Annotated in this window: 23 protein-coding genes; 13 read left to right on the top strand and 10 right to left on the bottom strand. The window is 62.0% G+C overall.

The window, feature by feature from the left end; genetic code table 11:
• Positions 1-2 precede the first annotated feature (2 nt).
• Together trpS and B6S08_RS08340 are read left to right on the top strand one after the other, a co-directional pair.
• The gene (gene trpS / locus B6S08_RS08345) at positions 3-1,010 is read left to right on the top strand and encodes a tryptophan--tRNA ligase (RefSeq protein ID WP_094200254.1); all 1,008 of its coding nucleotides are present in this window, start codon (positions 3-5) and stop codon (positions 1,008-1,010) included.
• A 106-nt stretch (positions 1,011-1,116) separates the two neighbouring features.
• On the top strand, positions 1,117-1,329 hold the full coding sequence (locus B6S08_RS08340; protein WP_094200253.1) for a hypothetical protein: 213 nt from the start codon (positions 1,117-1,119) through the stop codon (positions 1,327-1,329).
• Positions 1,330-1,464: 135 nt separating this feature from the next.
• On the opposite strand, the gene B6S08_RS08335 is transcribed toward B6S08_RS08340, so the two are convergent.
• From B6S08_RS08335 to B6S08_RS08325, 3 genes are read right to left on the bottom strand one after another with little or no spacing between them, the layout of a single operon-like run.
• Positions 1,465-3,414 carry an acetoacetate--CoA ligase gene (locus tag B6S08_RS08335; RefSeq protein ID WP_094200252.1) on the bottom strand — a complete coding sequence of 650 codons (1,950 nt, stop codon included), beginning with the start codon at positions 3,412-3,414 and terminating at the stop codon, positions 1,465-1,467.
• Positions 3,411-4,403, bottom strand: a complete 993-nt coding sequence (locus B6S08_RS08330; protein ID WP_094200592.1) for a fumarylacetoacetate hydrolase family protein — start codon at positions 4,401-4,403, stop codon at positions 3,411-3,413. The genes B6S08_RS08335 and B6S08_RS08330 overlap by 4 nt, the downstream gene beginning before the upstream one ends.
• A 19-nt stretch (positions 4,404-4,422) precedes the next feature.
• The gene (locus B6S08_RS08325; RefSeq protein WP_094200251.1) at positions 4,423-5,562 is read right to left on the bottom strand and encodes a homogentisate 1,2-dioxygenase; all 1,140 of its coding nucleotides are present in this window, start codon (positions 5,560-5,562) and stop codon (positions 4,423-4,425) included.
• A gap of 132 nt (positions 5,563-5,694) precedes the next feature.
• Here B6S08_RS08325 and B6S08_RS08320 point away from each other — a divergent pair, with 132 nt between their 5' ends.
• From B6S08_RS08320 to B6S08_RS08310, 3 genes are all read left to right on the top strand, one after another.
• Positions 5,695-6,156 (top strand): MarR family winged helix-turn-helix transcriptional regulator, encoded by a 462-nt coding sequence (locus B6S08_RS08320; RefSeq protein ID WP_094200250.1) that lies wholly within the window; start codon positions 5,695-5,697, stop codon positions 6,154-6,156.
• 46 nt (positions 6,157-6,202) lie between these two features.
• Positions 6,203-6,595 carry a SpoIIAA family protein gene (locus B6S08_RS08315; RefSeq protein ID WP_094200249.1) on the top strand — a complete coding sequence of 131 codons (393 nt, stop codon included), beginning with the start codon at positions 6,203-6,205 and terminating at the stop codon, positions 6,593-6,595.
• Between the two features lie 151 nt (positions 6,596-6,746).
• On the top strand, positions 6,747-7,907 hold the full coding sequence (locus tag B6S08_RS08310) for a CehA/McbA family metallohydrolase domain-containing protein (protein ID WP_094200248.1): 1,161 nt from the start codon (positions 6,747-6,749) through the stop codon (positions 7,905-7,907).
• Between the two features lie 66 nt (positions 7,908-7,973).
• Here the strand turns inward: B6S08_RS08310 and B6S08_RS18400 are convergent, their stop codons facing one another.
• Together B6S08_RS18400 and B6S08_RS08305 are read right to left on the bottom strand one after the other, a co-directional pair.
• Positions 7,974-8,147: a hypothetical protein gene (locus B6S08_RS18400; RefSeq protein WP_165661305.1), complete on the bottom strand. Its 174-nt coding sequence runs from the start codon at positions 8,145-8,147 to the stop codon at positions 7,974-7,976.
• Positions 8,141-8,749: a superoxide dismutase gene (locus B6S08_RS08305; protein ID WP_094200247.1), complete on the bottom strand. Its 609-nt coding sequence runs from the start codon at positions 8,747-8,749 to the stop codon at positions 8,141-8,143. Before B6S08_RS08305 ends, B6S08_RS18400 begins: the two co-directional genes overlap by 7 nt.
• Positions 8,750-9,045: 296 nt before the next feature.
• Between B6S08_RS08305 and bfr (B6S08_RS08300) the strand changes: the two genes are divergently transcribed.
• Both bfr (B6S08_RS08300) and bfr (B6S08_RS08295) read left to right on the top strand, forming a co-directional pair.
• A complete protein-coding gene (gene bfr / locus B6S08_RS08300; RefSeq protein WP_094200246.1) occupies positions 9,046-9,510 on the top strand; it encodes a bacterioferritin in 465 nt (154 codons plus the stop codon).
• 11 nt (positions 9,511-9,521) lie between these two features.
• Positions 9,522-9,992 (top strand): bacterioferritin, encoded by a 471-nt coding sequence (gene bfr, locus B6S08_RS08295; RefSeq protein WP_094200245.1) that lies wholly within the window; start codon positions 9,522-9,524, stop codon positions 9,990-9,992.
• Positions 9,993-10,062: 70 nt separating this feature from the next.
• Here bfr (B6S08_RS08295) and putP read toward each other — a convergent pair whose 3' ends face one another.
• The 3 genes from putP to B6S08_RS08280 all read right to left on the bottom strand — a co-directional run bounded on the left by putP (position 10,063) and on the right by B6S08_RS08280 (position 13,464).
• On the bottom strand, positions 10,063-11,559 hold the full coding sequence (gene putP / locus B6S08_RS08290; RefSeq protein ID WP_094200244.1) for a sodium/proline symporter PutP: 1,497 nt from the start codon (positions 11,557-11,559) through the stop codon (positions 10,063-10,065).
• A gap of 161 nt (positions 11,560-11,720) precedes the next feature.
• The gene (locus tag B6S08_RS08285) at positions 11,721-12,491 is read right to left on the bottom strand and encodes a helix-turn-helix domain-containing protein (RefSeq protein ID WP_094200243.1); all 771 of its coding nucleotides are present in this window, start codon (positions 12,489-12,491) and stop codon (positions 11,721-11,723) included.
• A 103-nt stretch (positions 12,492-12,594) separates the two neighbouring features.
• Positions 12,595-13,464, bottom strand: coding sequence for a LysR family transcriptional regulator (locus B6S08_RS08280; RefSeq protein WP_094200242.1), 870 nt, complete (start codon positions 13,462-13,464; stop codon positions 12,595-12,597).
• Positions 13,465-13,703: 239 nt separating this feature from the next.
• On the opposite strand from B6S08_RS08280, the gene B6S08_RS08275 reads away from it, so the two are divergent.
• Together B6S08_RS08275 and fghA are read left to right on the top strand one after the other, a co-directional pair.
• Positions 13,704-14,828 (top strand): S-(hydroxymethyl)glutathione dehydrogenase/class III alcohol dehydrogenase, encoded by a 1,125-nt coding sequence (locus B6S08_RS08275; RefSeq protein ID WP_094200241.1) that lies wholly within the window; start codon positions 13,704-13,706, stop codon positions 14,826-14,828.
• A gap of 128 nt (positions 14,829-14,956) precedes the next feature.
• On the top strand, positions 14,957-15,793 hold the full coding sequence (gene fghA / locus B6S08_RS08270; RefSeq protein ID WP_094200240.1) for an S-formylglutathione hydrolase: 837 nt from the start codon (positions 14,957-14,959) through the stop codon (positions 15,791-15,793).
• A 77-nt stretch (positions 15,794-15,870) separates the two neighbouring features.
• Here fghA and cysQ read toward each other — a convergent pair whose 3' ends face one another.
• Positions 15,871-16,668, bottom strand: a complete 798-nt coding sequence (cysQ, locus tag B6S08_RS08265) for a 3'(2'),5'-bisphosphate nucleotidase CysQ (protein ID WP_094200239.1) — start codon at positions 16,666-16,668, stop codon at positions 15,871-15,873.
• A 148-nt stretch (positions 16,669-16,816) separates the two neighbouring features.
• On the opposite strand from cysQ, the gene B6S08_RS08260 reads away from it, so the two are divergent.
• The 3 genes from B6S08_RS08260 to B6S08_RS08250 are packed head-to-tail and all read left to right on the top strand — an operon-like array spanning position 16,817 to position 19,787.
• Positions 16,817-17,773 carry an HlyD family secretion protein gene (locus B6S08_RS08260; protein WP_094200238.1) on the top strand — a complete coding sequence of 319 codons (957 nt, stop codon included), beginning with the start codon at positions 16,817-16,819 and terminating at the stop codon, positions 17,771-17,773.
• Positions 17,770-18,696 (top strand): ABC transporter ATP-binding protein, encoded by a 927-nt coding sequence (locus tag B6S08_RS08255; protein ID WP_094200237.1) that lies wholly within the window; start codon positions 17,770-17,772, stop codon positions 18,694-18,696. The genes B6S08_RS08260 and B6S08_RS08255 overlap by 4 nt, the downstream gene beginning before the upstream one ends.
• A complete protein-coding gene (locus tag B6S08_RS08250; RefSeq protein ID WP_094200236.1) occupies positions 18,693-19,787 on the top strand; it encodes an ABC transporter permease in 1,095 nt (364 codons plus the stop codon). The genes B6S08_RS08255 and B6S08_RS08250 overlap by 4 nt, the downstream gene beginning before the upstream one ends.
• 14 nt (positions 19,788-19,801) lie before the next feature.
• Here B6S08_RS08250 and yjeH read toward each other — a convergent pair whose 3' ends face one another.
• Entirely contained in the window at positions 19,802-21,082 is a 1,281-nt protein-coding gene (gene yjeH / locus B6S08_RS08245; protein ID WP_094200235.1) for an L-methionine/branched-chain amino acid transporter, read from the bottom strand.
• A gap of 140 nt (positions 21,083-21,222) precedes the next feature.
• On the opposite strand from yjeH, the gene B6S08_RS08240 reads away from it, so the two are divergent.
• On the top strand, positions 21,223-21,648 hold the full coding sequence (locus tag B6S08_RS08240) for an Lrp/AsnC family transcriptional regulator (protein WP_094200234.1): 426 nt from the start codon (positions 21,223-21,225) through the stop codon (positions 21,646-21,648).
• Position 21,649 lies beyond the last annotated feature (1 nt).

Raw genomic sequence — 21,649 nt, 5'->3', positions numbered from 1 at the left:
ACATGGCTAAACCCATCGTACTCAGCGGTGCCCAGCCCTCGGGCCAGCTGACCATAGGCAACTACATGGGCGCCCTGCGCCAGTGGGTGAAAATGCAGCAGGACTACGACTGCCTGTATTGCATCGTGGACATGCACGCCATTACCGTGCGCCAGGATCCGCAAGCCCTGCGCTCCGCCTGTCTGGACGCCGCCGCCCTGTACCTGGCCATTGGCCTCACGCCTGAGCAGAGCACCATTTTTATTCAGTCCCACGTGCCCGAGCACGCCGAGCTGGCCTGGGTGCTCAACTGCTACACCCAGTTCGGTGAACTGTCGCGCATGACCCAGTTCAAGGACAAGTCCAGCCGCTACGCCGAAAACATCAACGCCGGCCTGTTTACCTATCCGGCGCTGATGGCCGCCGACATTCTGCTCTATCAGGCCAATCAGGTGCCGGTGGGCAACGATCAGAAGCAGCACCTGGAGCTGACTCGGGATATCGCCTATCGCTTTAACCAGCTTTACGGTGACGTCTTTACCGTACCCGAGCCCTTTATTCCCAAGGACGGCGCCCGCATCATGAGCCTGCAGGAGCCTACCAAGAAGATGTCGAAGTCGGACGACAACGCCAACAACTTCATCGGCCTGCTGGAAGATCCCAAGAAGATCAGCAAGAAGCTGAAACGGGCCGTCACCGATTCGGACGATCCGCCCGTGGTGCGTTTCGACACCGAAAACAAGCCCGGCGTGTCCAACCTGCTGACCCTGATGTCCGGCGTCAGCGGCCGCTCCATTGCCGAGCTGGAGCAGCATTTTGAGGGCAAAATGTACGGTCACCTCAAGACCGAAACCGCCGAAGCGGTGCTGGACATGCTCACGCCCATTCAGCAGCGCTTTCACGAGCTGCGGGAAGATGAAACCGAGCTGCGTCGTGTGCTGACGCTGGGCGCCGACAAGGCCCGGGCCAAGGCGGTGCAGACCCTCGACAAAGTGTATGATGTCGTCGGCTTCGTGCCACGGGCACGCTGAGCCGGTGGTTCCCGCGCTCGGAGTGCGGGAACCATTTTGCTGTTTTTACCGTCTTATTTTCAGGCTTTGGCCGTTTTTTGTTTCCTCACCGGAATTCACACCGTTAATGAACACACACACAGAGTCGAAGCAAGACCTGCAGGATAAACACTACTGGCTGCGCAAGTTTCGCATGGCTAAAAACGACAAGACCCTGGAACGCATGGTGTCCCGGGCCATAGACGACCATCATCGGGAATCCTCGGTGGTGGCGGCGATTTACCTGGCCGAATGTCAGCGTGAGCGCGAACTGAATCAGGGACGCTACCTCGACAGCTGACAGCGATAAGCAGCCCGATATGGTCTGTAGGTTGGAATGAGCTTCGGCGAATTCCAACATGCCGCAGTCGTCTATATTGGTTGGGACTCGCTTCGCTCATCACAACCTACTCGTACTGATGGCTTCCCGCTGTCTTCAGATAAGCTCCGGCCTGTCCTTGAACTGCGCCAGCGCGTCGGGGTTGGCCAGGGCCTCCCGGTTTTTCACCGGTCTGTTATGCACCACTTCCCGCACTGCCAGCTCCACCAGCTTGCCCGAGCGGGTGCGGGGCACATCGTTCACCGCCAGGATCACCGCCGGTACATGGCGGGGTGAGCAGGCCTCTCTCAGCCGTGTGCGAATGGCCTCGGTCAGCTCGGCCGTCAATGCATGGCCCTTGGCCGGCTGCACAAAGAGCACCAGGCGTTCGTCATTGCCTCGGCGCTGACCAATTACCACCGACTCGGCTATTTCCTTAAAGCGCGCCAGCTGTCGGTAAATTTCGGCGGTGCCGATGCGCACGCCGCCGGGGTTGAGCACGGCGTCGGAGCGGCCGTGAAACACCATGCCGCCCTCGGCCGTCCGAGTGACGAAGTCACCGTGATGCCACACGCCCGGCCAGCGTGCCCAGTAGGCGTCGTGATAGCGGTGGCCATCGGCATCGTGCCAGAACCCCACCGGCCGGTTGGGAAAGGCGTTGCAGCACACCAGCTCGCCGGGCTCGTCGATAACGGCCCGGCCATTGTCATCAAACACTCTGACGTCCATGCCCAGCCCCGGCCCCTGACACTGGCCCCGGTACACCGGGCTGAGGGGATTGCCGAGCACGAAGCAGCCGCAGATGTCGGTGCCGCCGGAAATGGAAGCCAGCGACAGATCGCTTTTAATGTGTCGGTAAACGAAGTCGAACTGCTCCGGTGCCAGCGGTGAACCGGTGGAGCACAAGGTGCGCAGAGCCTCCAGGTGACACTCCTGCCCCGGGTGCAGGCCGCGCTTTTCCAGTGCCTCCAGGTATTTGGCCGAGGTGCCGAACAGGCTGACCTGTTGCTCGGCACACCATTGCCACAGCCGGCCGGCATCGGGGTAAAAAGGGTCGCCATCATAGAGCAGCAGGGTGGCACCACTGCCCAGGGCCGACGCCAGCCAGTTCCACATCATCCAGCCGCAGGTGGTGAAATAGAACACGCGATCGCCGGGGCGAATATCACAGTGCAAGGCATGTTCTTTTACATGGTTGAGCAAGGTGCCGCCGGCGCCGTGTACCATGCATTTGGGCTTGCCGGTGGTGCCGGAGGAATAAAGCACATACAGCGGCGCGTTAAAGGGCATGGAATGAAACCGCAGGGACACGCCCTGGCCTTCGGCCAGCACTTGATGCCAGGGCGTGATACCGGCGGGGGCGGGGGGGGCGTTCAGGCAGGGCACTTCCACCCGATGAGTCAGGCTGTCAATGGCCGCCATGATGGCGTCGGCCCGGGCCCGGCTGTCGTGGGCTCTGCCGTGATAGCGATAGCCGTCGGCGGCAAACAGCACCTTGGGGCTGGTCTGGCCAAAGCGTTCAATCACGCCATCGGCGCCGAAGTCGGGGGAGCAGGAGGTCCATATTGCCCCCAGGCTGGTGCAGGCCAGCATGGCCACCAGGGTTTCCGGTACATTGGGCATAAAGCCCGCCACCACATCGCCGGGCTCCACCCCGGCGGCATTGAGCCAGGTGGACACCGCCGCCACCTGCTGCTGCAACTTGTGCCAGCTCAGGGTTTGAGTATCGCCATCTTCGGTCAGGGCGATAATGGCGGGCTCATGGCCCGGCACCCGATCGTGGGCCAGCAGGTTTTCGGCAAAATTGAGCCGGGCCTCGGGAAACCAGATGGCGTGCTCGGCATCATCGGGGTCCGTCACCGTGATCCCCCCCTGGTGACCGGTCACCCCGGCAAAGCGCCACAGTTGTTGCCAGAACAGATCACTGTATTGCACCGACCAGGCATGCAGGGCGGCATAGTCGGCAAACTCCAGCCCCAGCTCCCGTTTCAGCTGCTGCATAAAGGCGTGCAGCCGACTTTGCCGCACTCGCAGTGGGGAGGGTGTCCACAGCGGTGGGGTTGTCATTGGTCCGGCCCGGAGTAGGGCGTCAGCCGCTGCTCAATGGCGCCGAAAATGGAGTGGCCGCCGGCATCACACATCTCCATGCGCACGGTGTCGCCAAAGCGCATAAAGGGGGTGCTGGCTTCGCCAGTGTCGAGCAGTTCGCGAGTGCGGCGCTCGGCAATGCAGCAGGCGCCCGCATTTGGGTCCCGGTTGGAAACGGTGCCCGAGCCGATAATGGTACCGGCCCCCAGGCAGCGGCTCAGGCTGGCGTGGGCGATGAGGCGGTCAAAGCCAAAGGTCATGTCGGTGCCGGCGTGGGGCTCGCCGAACAGGACGCCGTTCAGTGTTACCCGCAGGCGATGGTGTACCCGGCCATTGTGCCAGTGGCGGCCGAGTTCGTCGGGAGTCACGGCCACCGGCGAGCAGGCGGTGGCGGGCTTGGACTGAAAAAAGCCAAAGCCCTTGGCCAGCTCCGCCGGGATCAGGTGGCGCAGCGACACGTCGTTGACCAGCATCAGCAATCGCACATGGTCCAGTGTCCGGTGTTCATTCACTCCCATGGGCACATCACCGGTGATCACCGCCACCTCTCCTTCAAAGTCGATGCCCCAGGCTTCATCGGCCAGTTCAATGTCGTCATGAGGCCCGAGAAAGCCGTCCGACATGCCCTGGTACATCAGGGGATCGCTCCAGAAACTGGGCGGCATCTCGGCGCCCCGGGCCTTGCGCACCAGCTCGATATGGCTGACATAGGCGCTGCCGTCGGCCCACTGATAGGCCCGGGGCAGGGGCGCGGCGCACTCGACGGGATTAAAGGCAAAGGCAGCCTGATGTTCGCCCCGGTTCAGGCGCTGGTAGAGGCGACGCAGAGCCGGCTCGCATTCATCCCAGTTATCCAGGGCGGCCTGCAGGGTGGGGGCCACGCCTTCGGCAATGCAGACTCGGCGCAGATCCCGGGATACCACCAGCAGACGTCCATCGCGTCCGTGTTTGAGAGAGGCCAGTTTCACCATTTCCTCCTTGGTCGCATTATTCGGCTCGGGCCTTGCCTTGCCAGGAATTCACATAATCGGGGTTCTCCACCCCGGCGGGCAGGGGGGCCAGCTCCAGGGGGCGGCGGCTGTCAATCATCACCGCCACCTCGTCGGTGTCGCTGCGGCCGGGTTGGCGACCGGCGGCCAGGGCCTTGGGGTGGGGGCCGTGGCTGAAACCGCAGGGATGCCAGGTGAGCATGCCGGCGTCGATATTATCCCGGCTGAAAAAGTTGCCCCGGTGATAGAAGAGCACCTCATCGTAGTCGTCGTTATTGTGAAAAAAGGGCACCTTGAGCGCGCCGGGATCCGACTCCATGGGTCTGGGCACAAAGGTGCAGATCACGAAATCGTCGGCCACCCAGGTGCTGTGGGCCGAGGGCGGCAGGTGATAACGGTGGCTCATCAGTGGCCTTATGTCTCGCCAGTTGAGGCGCAGGGCGGTGAGATCCCCTTTCCAGCCAATGGCGTCGAGGGGATTAAAGGGATAGGTGATGGTGTTGAGGCCGCCTCTGGCCTTGAGCCGTACCTGCCATTCTCCCGGTGCTTCGGCCTGGCGAGTAAAGGCCTCGTCAATACGCGGGTGTGCCAGCACGCCGGGGTCAAAAATGGCGTGGCGCCCGGCCGCTCCCCGGTCCGCCAGCCGATAGCGCCCTTGCGTGGCCTCTATCATCAGCAGGGTGACCGGCTGTTCCGGCTCTATTCGCCAGCTGGTGGACCGGGGCAGCACCAGGTAGTCTCCTTCGCCAAAGGGCAACCGGCCATAATCGCAAAACAGCACGCCACTGCCCTGGTGCACAAACAGGCAGTCGTCGCCGTCACCGTTGCGCACCAGGTGATCCATGGCGGCCTGGCAACGCCATAGCCGAATGCTCAGGCGCTCATTGTGCAGCAGCGGGGCCGCATCCCAGGGCGACGGGCCGAGCTTGGGCAGTTTGTTGGTATCAAGGGCGCGGGGCCGTAGCGGCCCTTCCCAGTGGCTCCAGCCGGTGGGCGGGTGGCGGTGATACATGTGGCTGGCCGGGCCGAAAAAGCCGTCCCGGCCAATTTCCCGTTCGACACTGCCGGCAGGCAGGTCGCAGTGAGCCTGAGGCGAATGCTCGCCTTCGCTCAGGGGAAAGGAGAACTCCGTTTTCATGCTGTGCCCTCCTGCGCTGAATGCATATGCTAAACACTATAGCCGTCCGCCCGCGGTTGTGGCGGCCACTTCAAAGCCGGGCACAAAAATGGTTACACTGCGCCCCCTCAACGGACCGACAGGAAGACCTACATGGATGATCACAGTGATTTTGAGCTGGAACGCTTTTTGCCCTACAAGCTGATGCAGGTGGCCGAACGGGTCAGTAGCGAGCTGGCGGCCTTTTACCGTGAAGAGTTTGGCATTACCCGGCCCGAATGGCGGTTGCTGGCGGTCACTGGTCAGGGCCGAGCCTTGATTGCCCGGGAGCTGGCCGAACTCACCTGCATGGACAAGGTCAAGGTGTCGCGGGCACTGCAGGGGCTGGAAGTAAAAGGGCTGATTCGGCGCAGCCCCAGCCCGCGGGATCAGCGGGCGGCACGCATTGCCCTTACCCCTGCGGGCAGGGCCCTGTACCGGCGCATGGTGCCCCGTGTGCTGGAGTGGGAGCACCGGCTGGCGCAGGGTCTGGCAGAAGGCGAAACCCGCCCTTTGGTAGACACCCTGAACCGGCTGCTGACGCAGTTGGAGCGCATGGGCGACTCCCGCCGCTGAGCGGCTCTATACTTACTCCCACAGTCACAGCTCGACGGGAGGACACATGCTTGAAGCACACGGCATGGAAGTGGAGATGGCGCGCCAGGACAACCATACCCTGCGCCTGAATCTGCGCATTTTCGGCGACATCGCCTATGACGACTTCAGGGAGATGGAGCAGCGCCTGGAGCAGGAGCTGGCCGCGATGAAGGGGCCGCGCATTCTCGCCCTGGTGGATCTGACCGGCTTTAATGGCTGGGAAGCTCGGGCCTTCTGGGAAGACATTCGTTTCACCCGCAAGCACGGTGACGAATTCAGCAAGCTGGCGGTGGTGGGCTGTAACTTCAAGGAAAAGCTGATGGCCACCCTGATGGACTGGTTTATGCTGGGCAGCGAGGTGCAATACTTTGAAAGCCTGAGCGAAGCCGAGGCCTGGCTCGACGACAAGGCCGGCTGAACGACCGCTTTGGTCGCGCCCACGCGCAAGCCCGAGTGGTCCAGGGGGCCCAGGCAAGGGCTGGCCGCTGCCGCTGCATTCAGGCTATTGAGATTCGGCGCCAAAGTGTCAGAATCCATGGCGAATTTTTCATTGTTTCGGGGTGTTATTCATGCGCTTTTCTCAAACCGGGCTGCCCCTGCTGGCGGCCCTGGTGCTTTCCGCCTGCGCCTCCAAGGGCGGTGATTCCAACACGGCTTCCGTCAACCTTGAGGTGTTGCACGGGCCTACCTTTATCGAGGGCGGCAATGCCACCGGCGAACAGGACATCACGGTGCGTACGCCGTATTTCGCCTTTGCCATCAGTGCCGACAATGGCGCCTTGGTGGATCTGGCGCTGGCCGGTGACGGCCGGTACGGCGCCGATCTGGTGCGCTCCCTCGACTTTGTGCCGGGTGAGCAGGCTCTACGCCTGAGCGAGCTCCAGGTGGTGGAGCAAAGCGACCAGCGGGTGGTGATTGAGCTGCGGCGGGAATGGCAGGGCCGCCCCCTGACCAGCCGCTACGAGGTCAACCGGGACACCGCCGGCATTCGTCTGTCCACCACGCTGCCGTCCGCCGAGTCAGTGTTCGCCGGCTACCGGCTGGAGCGCAATGAGGGCGTCGCCGCCCGCCCCGACTACAATGACATGCCCAACATGGTGCAGGCCCACTGGACCGCCGCTAGCCTGCAGAACGAGCTGGGCATTCTCTACGAGAGCGACGATCTGCGTAAAAACCGCAAGGGCAGTAAGGTCAGCGCCTGGCTCAGCGCCGGCTCGCTGGGGGCCCTCAGTGCCGACAAGCAGCTTTATGCCGGCCTGGGCCGTGCCGAGCTGGCGCTGCTGGAGCTGGCGCCGGCGTCATCCGGTTTTGAGGCTCGGCTGCAGGATCTGCGCCGGCGCTGGAGCCGGGGTGAAAAGGTGTATCTGGGGGGAGACAGCGGCAAGCTGTATGCTTACACCCCCAATGGCCGGCTGACCGCGGACTATGCCAGCGCCGCCGGCAAGGGGCACAGCTTTCTGAGCTTTGGGCCTCAGGTCTATCCCATCACCACCAACTTCGGCGGCACCGCCCAGCCTTTCACTGAAAGCCAGGTGGAGTTTCGCTCCGAGGTGGGCCTGGCCCGGGCCGAGGTCTGGCTGGATGGCAAGCAGGTGGCCGGCTGGAAGATTAACGGCGCCAAGTGGTTCAGGACCGGCGTGCCGGTGCCGCCCAACCACACCTGGATGCAGTGGGTGGTGGAAGACCGCAACGGCAAGCGCGCCTACTCCAACCCCATCTGGATTAAATAACCGCGGCTCCGAGACACAAGCCAGGGTCACAGAGTGGCCCTGGCTTTTTTGTTAAGAGTTGCCTGTTCAGCCCGGCAGGGCGCCGAGCAGGCCTGCCCAAAAAGCCGAATCGGTCCCGAGCAATGCCTCAGCCCCTTGACCGAGCACCAGCCAGGCGCCGGTCACCAGTATGGCCAGCCCCACCAGGGTGCGGGGCCGACGGTAGTCGCGCCTGTGGCGCGGCAGCGGCTTCCTCAGCACAGCGCCTCGTAACGTGATGCCACCTCATTCCAGTTCACCACCTGGAAGAAGGCGGCGATGTAGTCGGGGCGCTTGTTCTGGTATTTCAGGTAATAGGCGTGCTCCCAGACATCCAGCCCCAGGATCGGGGTCAGGCCTTCCATCAGCGGGCTGTCCTGGTTGGCGCTGCTGGTCACCAGCAGGCGCTTGTCAGCATCCACGCACAACCAGGCCCAGCCACTGCCGAAGCGGCTGACGGCGGCCTGCACAAACTGCTCGCGAAACGCCTCAAGGCTGCCAAAGGCATTGCCCATGGCATCGGCCAGTCGCCCCTCGGGTTCGCCGCCGCCATGTGGAGACATCACCGTCCAGAACAGCGAGTGGTTGGCATGGCCGCCACCGTGGTTGCGCACCGCGGTTTGCAGCGCCGCGGGCAGGCTGTTTATTTCACGCAGCAGTCGCTCCAGCGGCCAATCGGCGTAGGGAGTATCCCGCACCGCGGCGTTCAGGCCGTTCACATAGGTCTGATGGTGACGGCCGTGATGGATCTCCATGGTCATGGCATCCAGATGCGGCTCAAGCGCATTGTAAGCGTAGGGCAGGGCGGGAAGGGTGAAGGCCATTACGAGTCTCCTTATTGTGAGTGTTAATTGTTTTTATTTGCATTTGTGTATCAAGGCAAGCCATATTTTCATTTTTTCTAGGAACGGCAGGGGAAAATGAAGGAGCCGGCACGGTGGAAAGCGCCGCTTTGCCATGAACGGTTGGGACGGCGTTCCGGCTCAATAAAGAGGGCGAATGCCACTCGTTCTCGTTAACAGTTAAAGTTAATTAAATCAACAACTTATATTGCGTTTAAATTTGAAAAAACGGCCCTTGGCGTCTATCCTTATGGCCATCATTCAAAGGGAGAGTGGTTATGAAAGGCGACACCAAAGTCATCGAGTACCTGAACCAGGTGCTCAGCATCGAGCTGACCTCCATCAACCAGTATTTCCTGCATGCCCGCATGTTCAAGAACTGGGGCCTGCAGCAGCTGAACGATCGCGAATACAAAAAATCGATTAAGGACATGAAACAGGCGGACGATCTGATCGAGCGCATCCTGTTTCTTGAAGGCCTGCCCAATCTGCAGCACCTCAACCGGTTGCGCATCGGTGAAAACACCGAAGAAATGCTCGGCTGTGATCGCCAGCAGGTGGAAGAACAGCTGCAGGTGCTGAAAGAGGCCATTGCCTACTGTGAGTCGGTGCACGATTTCGTGTCCCGGGAGCTGTTGTGCGAGCTGGAAGAATATGAAGAAGGTCACCTCGACTGGATCGATACCCAGCTCGACCTTATCGGCAAGATTGGTCTTGAGAATTACCAGCAGTCGCAACTGTAACGGAGCAGAACATGAAAGGTAATCAAAAAATCATTGGCGCGCTGAACGAGCTGTTGGCCGGTGAACTGAGCGCGATGGATCAGTATTTTATCCACTCCCGCATGTATGACGACTGGGGTCTGAGCAAGCTGTTTGCCCGCATCGACCACGAATTTGAGGATGAAAAGGGCCACGCTTCAAAGCTGATTGAGCGTATTCTGTTTCTCGAAGGCACCCCCGACATGGTGACGCGAGTACCGCTCAATATCGGCAAGGATGTGCCTTCCATGCTGCAGAGCGACCTGGATCTGGAATACAAGGTGATCAAGGATCTGCGCAAGGTCATGGCCCTGTGCGAACAGGAACAGGACTATCAGACCCGTGACATGCTGCAGGTGCTGCTGGAAGACACCGAGAACGATCACACTCACTGGCTGGAGCAGCAGCTGGGCCTCATTCAGCGCATCGGCCTGCCCAACTACCTGCAGTCCCAGATGGGCTGACAACCGTATTCACCTCGTATGAAAAAGGCCGGCATTTGCCGGCCTTTTGTTTTGGTGCTGTTACGCTCAATCAGTCCAGGGTATCCAGACCCTTCTGGTAATCGTCGAAGGTCGCCGTTACCGAGCGGCTGGCGCCGCCGGTCAGGATGCTGACCAGGACGATGGCCACAGAGGCAAACACAAAGCCGGGCACGATTTCGTAGAGATCGAACAGGCCGCCGGACAGCTGCTTCCACACCACCACGGTCACGCCGCCCACCAGCACGCCGGCCAGGGCGCCGTTGCGGTTCATGTTACGCCAGTACAGGCTGAACAGCAGGGCCGGGCCAAAGGCGGCACCAAAGCCGGCCCAGGCATAGGACACCAGCCCCAGCACGGTGCTGTCGGGGTTGAAGGCCAGCGCCAGGGCAATCACCGACAGGGCAATTACCGCAAAGCGGCCCACGTTGACGATGCTTTCCGAGCTGGCGTCGGGCTTGAATACCCGCTTGTAGAAGTCTTCGGCCAGCGCCGAGGACGACACCAGCAGCTGGGAGTCGGCGGTACTCATGATAGCGGCCAGAATGGCGGCCAGCAGAATGCCGGCGATGACCGGGTGGAACATGGCGTTCACCAGCACCATAAAGATGGTTTCGCTGTCGGCCAGCTCGCCACCGAGTTGCTTGTTCACGTAGAGCAGGCCCACCATGCCCACCATGACGGCGCCAGCCATGGACAGCAGGCTCCAGCTGACCGCAATACGGCGGGCGGTGCCGATGTCCTTGTTGCTGCGGGTGGCCTTGAAGCGCGCCAGAATATGGGGCTGGCCAAAATAGCCCAGGCCCCAGGCGGCCAGTGACAGGATGGCGATCAGCGACAGCGGCTCACCCTGCATGTCGTTCCATAGGGTCAGTAACTCGGGGTTGATGGCGGACAGATCCTGACCGAGCTGGCCAAAGCCTCCTTCCATGGCGGCGATGGGCACGAACAGCAGCGCCGCCGCCATCAGCAGGCCCTGCACCAGGTCGGTCCAGGACACCGCCAGAAAGCCGCCGAACAGGGTGTAGGACACGATGCAGACGGTGCCGATGACCACGGCCACCTGATAGTCCAGTCCGAACACGGTTTCAAACAGCTTGCCGCCCGCGACCAGGCCGGAGCTGGTGTAAAACAGGAAGAACAGCAGAATGAAAAACGCCGCTATGGTCTGCAGCAGTTTGGAGCCGTCTTCAAAGCGGCGAGACAGATACTCGGGAATGGTGAGGGCGTTGTCGGTAATAATGGTGTAGGTACGCAGGCGCTTGGCACAGAACTGCCAGTTGGCCCAGGTGCCCAACAGCAGGCCACCGGCCAGCCACAGCGACTCCATGCCGGCGGCATAGGCGTAGCCGGGCAGGCCGAGCAGCAGCCAGCCGCTCATGTCGGACGCGCCGGCGGAAATGGCCGCGGGCCAGGGGCCGAGCGAACGTCCGCCCAAAAAGTAGTCTGACGAGTTGGCAGTACGCCGATAGGCGTAGTAGCCAATCGCCAGCATGCCGAGAAGATAAACGATAAAGGTGCCGGTAATGGCAAAGCTGGGTTCAATCATTCCCTATTCCTCCAGGATGGATTCCTGACTTGCACACGCAGGACGCGTGGTCCTTGGTTAAGGTTTTGTTATAGTCGAGGATAGTAGGGCCTGGCCAATGATGAGTCTTTTGGAATGCTCCGGTTTTTTTTAGTAAAGCTCCGGTTTTGGTGTGGTTGTGATCAGGCGTGCAGTTTGCGGTAACGGGCCGGAGACACATTGTGGTGCCGGCTGAACACCTGAGTGAACAGGCTCTGGCTGGAAAAACCGCAGCGCTGGGCTATGTCCGCCAGGCTGTGCTGGCTGAAGACCAGCAACCGACAGGCCTCGGCCAGCCTTTGTTTCAACACGTACTGATAGGGCGATAGCCCGGTCTGCTCCTTGAACAGCTGGTGAAACTGGCTCTCCCCCAGGAACACGCAGCCGGCCAGCTGGGTCACGGTGATCTTGCGGTGCAGGTGCAGCCGAATGTAATCATCGATCAGATCCATGTTCAGTTGGGGGCGCCGGGGGCGGGCCTGGGCAAAGGCCATGTGCCGCTGCAGTGCACACATCAGGGTATGGGCGCAGGCCTGGCCGAGCAGCTCGTCTTCCGGCTGGCTGCTGATTTCCTGACTGAGCGCCGAAACCAGCTGCCGGGCCTGTGGCGGCAGCTGAAAATAACGAGGCTGGTCAAACAGGCCTGACAGCCGCTCGTCGCCGTCGGGCAGCCATGAGGTGACCAGCGGGGGCAAATTGACCACCAGTATGCTGTTGCGACCCAGTCCACCAAAGGCATGATCCTGCTCGGAGGCCACCAGGCAGCCCTGACCGGGGCCGAGCAGGCAGCCACTGCCGCCAATATCGAATTCGGTTTGTCCGTTAAGGCCGATGACCATCTGGTTGTAGTGATGCTGATGGGTGGTCATTTCGGCAGGAAGCGTCAGAATTTCACAGGGCTTGAACGAGGACATGTCGGCTTCCTTGCGGCGGGGCGGGCTGTATGAAATGTTGCCAATTGTATACTCGCTGCCGGGATAAAGTCAGCTGGGCACCATTCAGAACCTTGTTTGCTTTCTAGCCCAGTTGTTCCACCAGGTAGTCCACCAGCAGTCGCACACGGGGCGACAGGTGCCGGTTATTGGGGTACACCACCCAGACCCCGTCGTCCGGCAAGCGGAATTCATCCAGCAGGCTGACCAGCAATCCCTTTTCCAGCTCTTCGGTGACGTAATAGTCGGGCAGCTGCACTATGCCCAGCCCCTTGATGGCCGCGTCCTTCAGGGCCAACCCGGAATTACAGTGCCAGCCCGATGGCAGCCGAAAGGCGCGGGGCCTGCCCTGCTCCAGAAAGCGCCAGTGATCCACGGTGCCGGCCAGACAGCGGTGCCGGCCCAGATCGCCGATCTGCCCCGGGGTGCCGTAGCGGCTCAGGTAGTCGGGGGCGGCGCACAAATACTGGGTGCGTCGGGCCAGTTTGCGGCACATCAGGCTTGAAGAGTCCAGGGTGCCTAGGCGAATGGCCAGGTCAAAGCCTTCCTGCACCAAATCCACCGTCTGGTTGGTGAGCACCATGTCGAGCTTGAGCTCCGGGTAACGGAGCAGAAAGTCGTTCACCAGCGGCGCCAGGAACTGCTCGCCGTAATAGACGGGGGCGGTAATGCGCAGCTTGCCCGCCGGGTTGCCTTCCATCGCCATCACCTGCTGCTCGGCGGCCTGCAGTTCGTCCTGCACCCGGCGTACCTGACGGTAATAGATGCGTCCGGTCTCGGTCAGGTGCAGCTTGCGGGTGGTGCGATAGAGTAGTTTGGCTCCCAGTCGTTTTTCCAGCTGGTTGATGCGCCGGCTTACGTGTGCCACCGACACGTTCAGCCGGCGGGCGGCGGCGGTGAAGCTTTCCGTTTCTACTACACTGATGAACTCGTTAATGCCTTCCCAGTGGGTCATTGTTACTCACGGGTAAAAATCATTTGCCTTGCTGAGCATTATCATTGGAAACGGCCGTATTACAATAGCCGGCATCCCCTTCGGGGAGCGCTGTACGATTTGCCCGAATAAACTCGGGCCTACAAGTGCAATATTTTTACATGTTGCGCCCTTGGTAGGCCCCGTTTTAACGGGGCGAAATGTTACAGACGCTGACGTTACTGCAATTTATCGCTTTAAAAAGCAAATAGGAGCAAACCATGGAAATGATGAAAACCCGCGCCGCCGTCGCTTGGGAACCGGGCAAGCCGCTCAGCATTGAAGAAGTGGATCTGATGCCGCCCCAAAAGGGTGAAGTGCTGGTTCGCATTGTGGCCACCGGGGTTTGTCATACCGACGCCTACACCCTGTCCGGTGACGACGCCGAAGGCGTATTCCCGTCCATCCTGGGCCACGAAGGCGCCGGCATTGTGGAAGCCGTGGGCGAGGGCGTGACCAGCCTTGAGGTCGGCGATCACGTCATTCCGCTGTACACCGCCGAGTGCGGCGTGTGCAAATTCTGCAAGTCCGGCAAAACCAACCTGTGTCAGGCGGTGCGCGCTACTCAGGGCAAGGGCCTGATGCCCGACGGCACCACCCGTTTCTTCAAGGACGGCAAGCCGATTTTCCATTACATGGGGTGCTCCACCTTTGCCGAGCACACCGTGGTGCCGGAAATTTCCCTGGCCAAAATCAACCAGGATGCGCCGCTGGAGAAGGTGTGCCTGCTGGGTTGCGGCGTAACCACCGGTATGGGGGCGGTCAAGAACACCGCCAACGTGCAGGAAGGCGACACCGTGGCGGTGTTTGGCCTGGGCGGCATTGGCCTGGCGGTGATCATCGGTGCGGTACAGGCCAAGGCCGGTCGCATCATCGCCGTCGACATCAACGAAGACAAGTTCGAGATCGCCAAAAAGCTGGGCGCCACCGATTGCGTTAACCCGAGCAAGTTCGATCGGCCGATTCAGGACGTGATCGTGGAAATGACCGACGGCGGCGTGGACTTCTCCTTTGAATGCATCGGTAACGTCAAGGTGATGCGTTCCGCCCTGGAAGCCTGTCACAAGGGCTGGGGTGAGTCCGTGATTATCGGTGTGGCCCCGGCCGGTGCCGAGATCTCCACCCGTCCGTTCCAGCTGGTGACCGGCCGGGTCTGGAAAGGCTCCGCCTTTGGCGGTGTAAAAGGTCGCTCTCAGCTGCCCGGCATTGTGGAGCAGTACATGAACGGCGAATTCGAGCTGGACACCTTCATCACTCACACCATGGGCCTGGACGAGATCAACCATGCCTTTGACCTGATGCACGAAGGCAAGTCCATTCGCTCCGTGATCCTGTACAACAAGTAATATCGGCAGGCCTCAATTTATTGGGGGCGAGGCGATACATGTTGTACAAGCTGCCCGGTTAAAACCGGGCCTACCAAAAGGGCCTGCGCAGCAGGCCTTCTTTTCAGCCGATTTTCAAAGGATCCCACATGCAACTGGTACAAGAGCAAAAGTGCTTTGGTGGTCGCCAAATCCGCTATCAGCACGACTCCAACACCCTCAACTGCAGCATGCAGTTTTCCGTGTTTCTGCCGCCTCAGGCCGAGCAGGGTGCGGTACCGGCGGTTTACTGGCTGTCGGGACTGACCTGTACCGACGAGAACTTTTCTGCCAAGGCCGGCGCCCAGCGGGCGGCCGCCGAGCTTGGCCTGGCGCTGATCATTCCCGACACCAGCCCTCGGGGCGAGGGCGTGGCCGACGACGTCGACGGTGCCTACGATCTGGGCCTGGGGGCGGGTTTTTATGTGAATGCCACGCAAGCGCCCTGGAACCGCCATTATCACATGTATGACTATGTGCTGAGCGAGCTGCCGGCACTGGTGGAAAGCGAACTGCCGCTCAACGGCAAACGGGCCATCAGCGGTCACTCCATGGGCGGCCACGGCGCCCTGGTGCTGGCGCTGCGCAACCCGGAGCGGTTTGTGTCGGTATCGGCCTTTGCACCCATCTCCAACCCCACCGACTGCCCCTGGGGCCACAAGGCCCTGGGCGCCTATCTGGGTGAAGACAAGGCGGCCTGGGCCGACTACGACGCCAGCCTGCTGCTGAAAGCAAAGGGTTGTTCCCTGCCGGTGCTGGTGGACCAGGGCGAAGCCGACAACTTCCTGGCCGAACAGCTCAAGCCCCAGGCGCTTAAAGCCGCCGCCGAAGAAAGCGGTGCCGATCTCGAGCTGCGCCTGCAGCCCGGCTACGATCACAGCTACTACTTCATCGCCAGCTTTATTGCAGAACATCTGCGGTTTCACGCCCGCCATTTGGGCGCATAAGCACAGCCCAGGCCTTTACTGAATAAACCAAGGGCGGCTTAGCGCCGCCCTTTTCGATTCGGTGATGGCCGTCCGTGTCAGCCAAACAGCGCCGGCCAGTCCACTCCATTTTCGCCCAGTGCCAGAAAGTACGGATTAAGCACTTCCCGAGTATTGGCGTAGCCCAGTGGTTCACCGTTCAGCTGCAGCACTCGGCCGCCGGCCTGTTCCACCACACACTGGGCGGCACCCGTGTCCCACAGCGAAGTAGGGCCCAGTCGCGGATACACATCGGCCTTGCCCTCCGCCACCAGGCAGAGTTTCAGCGAGCTGCCCATGGCCACCAGCTCGTGCTCACCCAGTTTTGCCAGCAAGGCCGGCAATTCGCCGCCGGCATGGGAGCGGCTGCCCACCACCCGCCAGGGCTGGCCCTCTTTATGCTCCACCACGCGAATGGCTTCAGGCTCCCCATTTCCCTCCGTTTTAAAGGCTCCCAACCCTTTGGCGGCCATATAGCCCAGGCCCAGTGCCGGGGCATAAACCACACCCAGTACCGGCTCGCCCTGTTCGATCAGGGCAATGTTGACGGTGAACTCGCCATTACGCTTGATGAATTCCTTGGTGCCGTCCAGAGGGTCTACCAGCCAGTAGCGGCCCTGGTCATCGGCCCCGGCAAAACCTGCGGTGTCTTCCTCCGACAGAATGGGGGCGGTGAGCGGTAATGTCTTCAGCCCGTTGACGATGATCTGATGGGCGGCGGCATCGGCCTCGGTGAGCGGAGAGTTGTCTTCCTTGTGTTCGACGGCAAAGTCCCGGCCGTAAATTTCCATAATGGCGTCACCGGCCTGGCGGGCGAGGGCATCGGTCTGGTTAAGCAGTTCCTGAGTGATGGGCATGGGTGGTTCCTTTCCTTGACGTCGGGACAATGTATGGGGCGCTATGTTACTCGGATTGTCGGTGAACTGCATGCCGGGCTGATGTAGCGCAAACCTCAACGGCCCGCACTCGGCTAAGCTGAAACCATCAATTCCAATGGAATCCCTTATGTCCGCTTTATGCCGCCTGTTGTTTTGTGCCTTTGGCCTGTTGCTGGCTGGTTGCAACCCCGCTGGGCCGGTTCCCTGGCTGGGTACCCTGGAGCGGGACCGCATTGAGCTGCTCGCCCCGGCGTCCGAGCTGGTGCTGGCGCAGCCGGTGACGGAGGGTGACCGGGTATCGACCGGCGCCCTGCTGATGCAGCTGAACCCGGAGCGCCTGCGGCTGGAAGTGGCGCGGCAAGGGGCCCGGTTGCGCCAGGCCGAGGCGGGGCTGGCGCTGTTGCAGGCGGGCAGCCGAGTGGAAGACATCAAAACCGCCCGGGCCGAGCTGGCCCAGCTGGAGGCGTTGTTGCCTGAGGCGAGGCGCAACCTGGAGCGAGTGCGGGTGCTCACTTCAAGTCGGCTGGCCAGCCGGGCGGAGCTGGACCGGGTGCAGGCAGAGCATGATCGTCTGCAGGCCCAGGTTGAGGCGGCTCGGCAGCGGCTGGCGCGGGCAGAAACGGGCAGCCGGGCGCAAGACATCACCGCGGCCGAGGCGGCGCGGGATGCCAGCCGGGCCGAGCTGGCCCTGGCCAGGTTCAGGTTGAGTGAACTCAGCATCGAGGCCAGTCGCGCCGGCGTGGTTGAGCAGCTTCCCTACCGGGTGGGGGACAGGGTGGCGGCGGGTGCCGTGGTGGCAATACTGGAAACCGACATCGCCCCTTATGCCGAGGTCTATGTGCCGGCGCCAGCGCGCACCGGGTTGCGCCTGGGGGATGCCATGCAGGTGTGGGTGGAAGGCCTGACCGAGCCCTTCGGCGGTCGGCTCGGCTGGGTGGCCACAGAGCCGGTGTTTGGTCCCTACTATGCCCTGAGCGAGGGCGAGCGCAGCCGGCTGATGTATCTGGCCCGAGTGCAGTTGCCGCCGGAGGCGGCGGAGCTGCCGTCCGGCGTGCCCGCCTGGGTGGTGCCGGAGGGACCATGAGCGAACTGGCCATAGAGGCGCACGGCCTGACTCGACGATTTGGTGAGCTGGTGGCGGTGAACCGGCTCGATCTGGCCATTCCCGCCGGCACCATCTACGGCTTTCTCGGCCCAAACGGCAGCGGTAAGTCGACCTGTTTGCGCATGCTTACCGGCCTGCTGCTGCCCAGTGATGGTCAGGTGACCGTGCTGGGGCTGCCGGTTCCCCGGCAGGCCGAGGCCCTGCGCCGGCGAGTGGGGTACATGACCCAGCGCTTTTCCCTTTATGAGGACCTGTCGGTACAGGAAAACCTGGCCTTTGTGGCCCGGGTGCAGGGCTTGAGTGGCCGGCAGGCAAGGGAGCGTATTCATGAGCTGCTGGCCACCCACGAGCTTGCGGCACTGTCGGAGCGGCTGGCGGGCTCTTTAAGTGGCGGTCAGCGCCAGCGGCTGGCACTGGCGGCGGCCATAGTGCACCGTCCGGCTCTGCTTTTTCTCGACGAGCCTACCTCGGCGGTGGATCCGGAGAACCGCCGTGATTTCTGGGAAACACTGTTCGATCTGTGCGACACCGGTACCAGCATAGTGGTCAGTACTCACTATATGGACGAGGCCGAACGTTGCCATGGCCTGGCGATTCTGGATGAGGGGGTCAAGCGGGCCGATGGTTCGCCGGAGCAGCTGATGAATGGGTTGGGGGTCACCGTGGTGGAAGTGCTTACTACCGGGCTGCGCGAGCTGAAACGTGATCTGTTGGCGCTTGGGGAGGTGCATTCCGCCGCCCAGTTGGGCCTGCGCCTGAGGGTGTTGGTCGATGGCCGCATCGAGCAGCCGGAACACTGGCTGCGCCGGCAACTACCCGAACGCCTGAACGGAGCCGAGCTGACACGGGTACGCCCCAGCCTGGAAGACGTGTTTGTGAGCCGCACCGGGGCTTCCCCATGAACCTGCTCATACGTCTGCGTCGTATTCAGGCCATTACCGTCAAGGAGTTCCGCCAGTTGTCCCGGGACCGACTCACCTTTGCCATGGTGATCATGGTGCCGCTGTTGCAGTTGCTGCTGTTTGGCTATGCCATCAACACCAAGGTGCGGCATATTCCGGCGGCGCTGGTGGATCAGGCGCAAACCGCCGGCAGCCGGGCGCTGGCGGCGCGGCTGGAGGCCGGAGGTCTGGTTGTCTTCAGGGAGCGGCTGGTGCGGCCGGCCGACGCCGAGGCGGCGATAACCGCGGGACGGGTGAAGGCGGCGCTGGTGCTGCCGGTGGATCTGGCGCGCCGGCGTCAGGACGAGCGACCGCTGGGACAGTGGCTGGTGGATGGGACGGATCCCTTGCTGGCCAATGCCCTGTTGCGCCAGGCGGCCCTGCCGGAAATATCGCAAGCGCCGGGGCGGAATGCGCCCTTTGCGGTGACCCTGCTGTTCAACCCGGAGCAGCGGGCGGCGGTAAACATTATTCCTGGGCTTATCGGGGTGATCCTGACCATGACCATGGTGCTGTTTACCGCCCTGGCGGTGGTGCGGGAGCGGGAGCGGGGTAACCTGGAGTGGTTGATCACTACCCCGGTGAGTCCCATGGAGCTGATGATCGGCAAGATCGTGCCCTATATTTTTGCCGGTCTGGTGCAGCTGGTGCTCATTCTGGCGCTGGGGGTGGCGCTGTTTGATGTGCCCATCAACGGCAGCCCGCTGCAGCTACTGCTGGCCACCCTGTTGTTTATTGCCGCCAGTCTGGTGCTGGGGCTGGTGATCTCCACCCTGGCCCGCAACCAGCTGCAGGCCATGCAGATGACGGTGTTTGTGCTGATGCCGTCCATTCTGCTGTCGGGCTTCATGTTTCCCTACGAGGGCATGCCGGTAGCGGCCCAGTGGCTGGCCGAAGGCCTGCCCGCCACTCATTACATGCGACTGGCCCGGGGCATTTTGCTGCGTGATGCGAGCCTTGCCTCCCTGGCTTTTGACACCCTCTGGCTGGCCGGTTTTACCCTGCTCGGCCTGGTGGTGGCTGCCCGCCGCTTTCACAAGCGGCTGGACTGAGTCGCCAACGGCGTTTAAAGGCGCTGGCGCTTTGCGGCCAGTTGCGGACGGGCCCGTCGCGCGCCGATCGCCCTTGCGCCGATAAAGCCGGCGCCCAGCACCAGGGCGTATCCCGCCTCCAGCCCCAGCGACACAAAGACGCCGGCGCACAGCAGGGTGGCCACCAGGGCTAGGGCACGCCAGAAGCCGGTAAGCAGCCTGACCCCGGCGATCATTGCCAGCAGGTAGACCAGCACAAAGTTGCCGTTGGCGTAGCGCATCAGGGTTTCCAGCGGCAGTCGAAACAGCCAGGCGGCAAGCACGCACAGGGTGCAGGCCGCCACCACCCAGCACAGGGCGCGAAAAGGAGCGCCGTGGCGGTTGAGTCGACCCAGAGATGCCGGCAGCTTGCCTTCGTCGGCCAGGCTCCATAGCAGCCGGCCAAAGCCCTGCACATAGAGATTGAGGCCGGCAAAGCAGGCCGCGTAGCCGACCAGGGCGGCAACCCAGCGGCCGGGCTCGCCAAACAGCATGGCCAGCAGCACCGGGAAGGAGGTGGTGTTGGTGCGCTCGTCACCATAGAGTCCGAACTTCACCACCGCCATAGCATAGGCGAAATATACCAGGCCCGCGAGCAGCACCCCCAACAACAGCGCCAGGGGAAAGTCCCGCTCCGGGCGACGAAACTCCTCGCCCATGTGGGTAAAGGCTTCGAGCCCCACAAAGCACCAGAACATCACCGCCAGCACTGCCGGCAGCGTGCCCCAGCTAACGGTGGAGGGCGCCGGCAGGGTGGCGGCGGCACTGGCGGCCAGGCCGCCCGCCAGCCACACCGCCACCAGCAGCCCGACGATGGTGATCGCAATCATCAGCTGCACCAGCCCCGAGGCGCCGCCGGGGCGGCTGCCCAGCAGCAGCACCAGCCCCAGGCTGCCGAGCTGGATCAACAGATCGCCGGCGTCATTGAGTGGAAACAGCGCATGCCAGAAACCGGTGGTCAGGGTCAGCATGGCGGGCAGGCCCACCGGCAGCACCGCCAGAAACAAAAAGGCGGCCAGTTTTTCCATGGGCAGGCCCAGGGCCCGGCCAATCAGGTGGGGTGCGCCACCGGCATGGGGAAAGGCCCGGCCCAGGCGGGCAAAGGTAAAGGCCACCGGTAACACCAATACCATCAGCAACAGCCAGGCCCACAGCGAGTCTGCCCCGGCCAGGCCGGCGGCCACCGCCGGCACCACGAAAATGCCGCTGCCCAGCAGCGAAGTAGCCATCATGCCGGTGCCATAGCCCAGTCCCAGTTCTTTATGCAAACGTCCCATCGAGTTTCAAATCCATATTCAGGAATTCTGATATATTACCGCCACACAATAATAATCAGACTCGGCACTATGACGCTTTCCGTCGGCGAAACGTCGCTTTTGCCCGACGTTTCGTTCGGCAGCGTGAACAAGAGGTAGCAGTGGACAAGTTCGACCAGAAAATTCTGTCTTTGTTAACGGAAAACGCCCGCATGGCGGTAGCCAGCATCGCCCGTGAGGTGAGCCTGTCCCGTTCGGCGGTGTCCGAGCGCATCAAGGGCCTGGAAGAGCGCGGCATTATTCGCGGTTATCATGCGCGCCTGGGACGGCCTCAGGGGGTGGTACGCGCCTATTTCGCCCTTTGTTACCACGTACGCCAGTGCGAGCAGTATGCCGAGGCCCTGCGTGCCGTGCCTGAAATCAAACTGTGCTATACCATCAGCGGCGAAACCGACATGCTGGTGTATGTGGAGGCCGAGTCGATGGAGCGGCTTGACGCCATTCGTCACATTATTGAGCACACTCCCCATATCAAGACGGTGCGCACCCACATGATTCTGGGCGAGCTCATTAACACCCTGTCCTGAG

It is taken from the genome of Oceanimonas doudoroffii, from assembly GCF_002242685.1.
In the GTDB taxonomy this organism is placed as follows: domain Bacteria; phylum Pseudomonadota; class Gammaproteobacteria; order Enterobacterales; family Aeromonadaceae; genus Oceanimonas; species Oceanimonas doudoroffii.
Note: the sequence above shows the minus strand (reverse complement) of the source record. Positions and strands in the feature narration are given on the sequence as shown.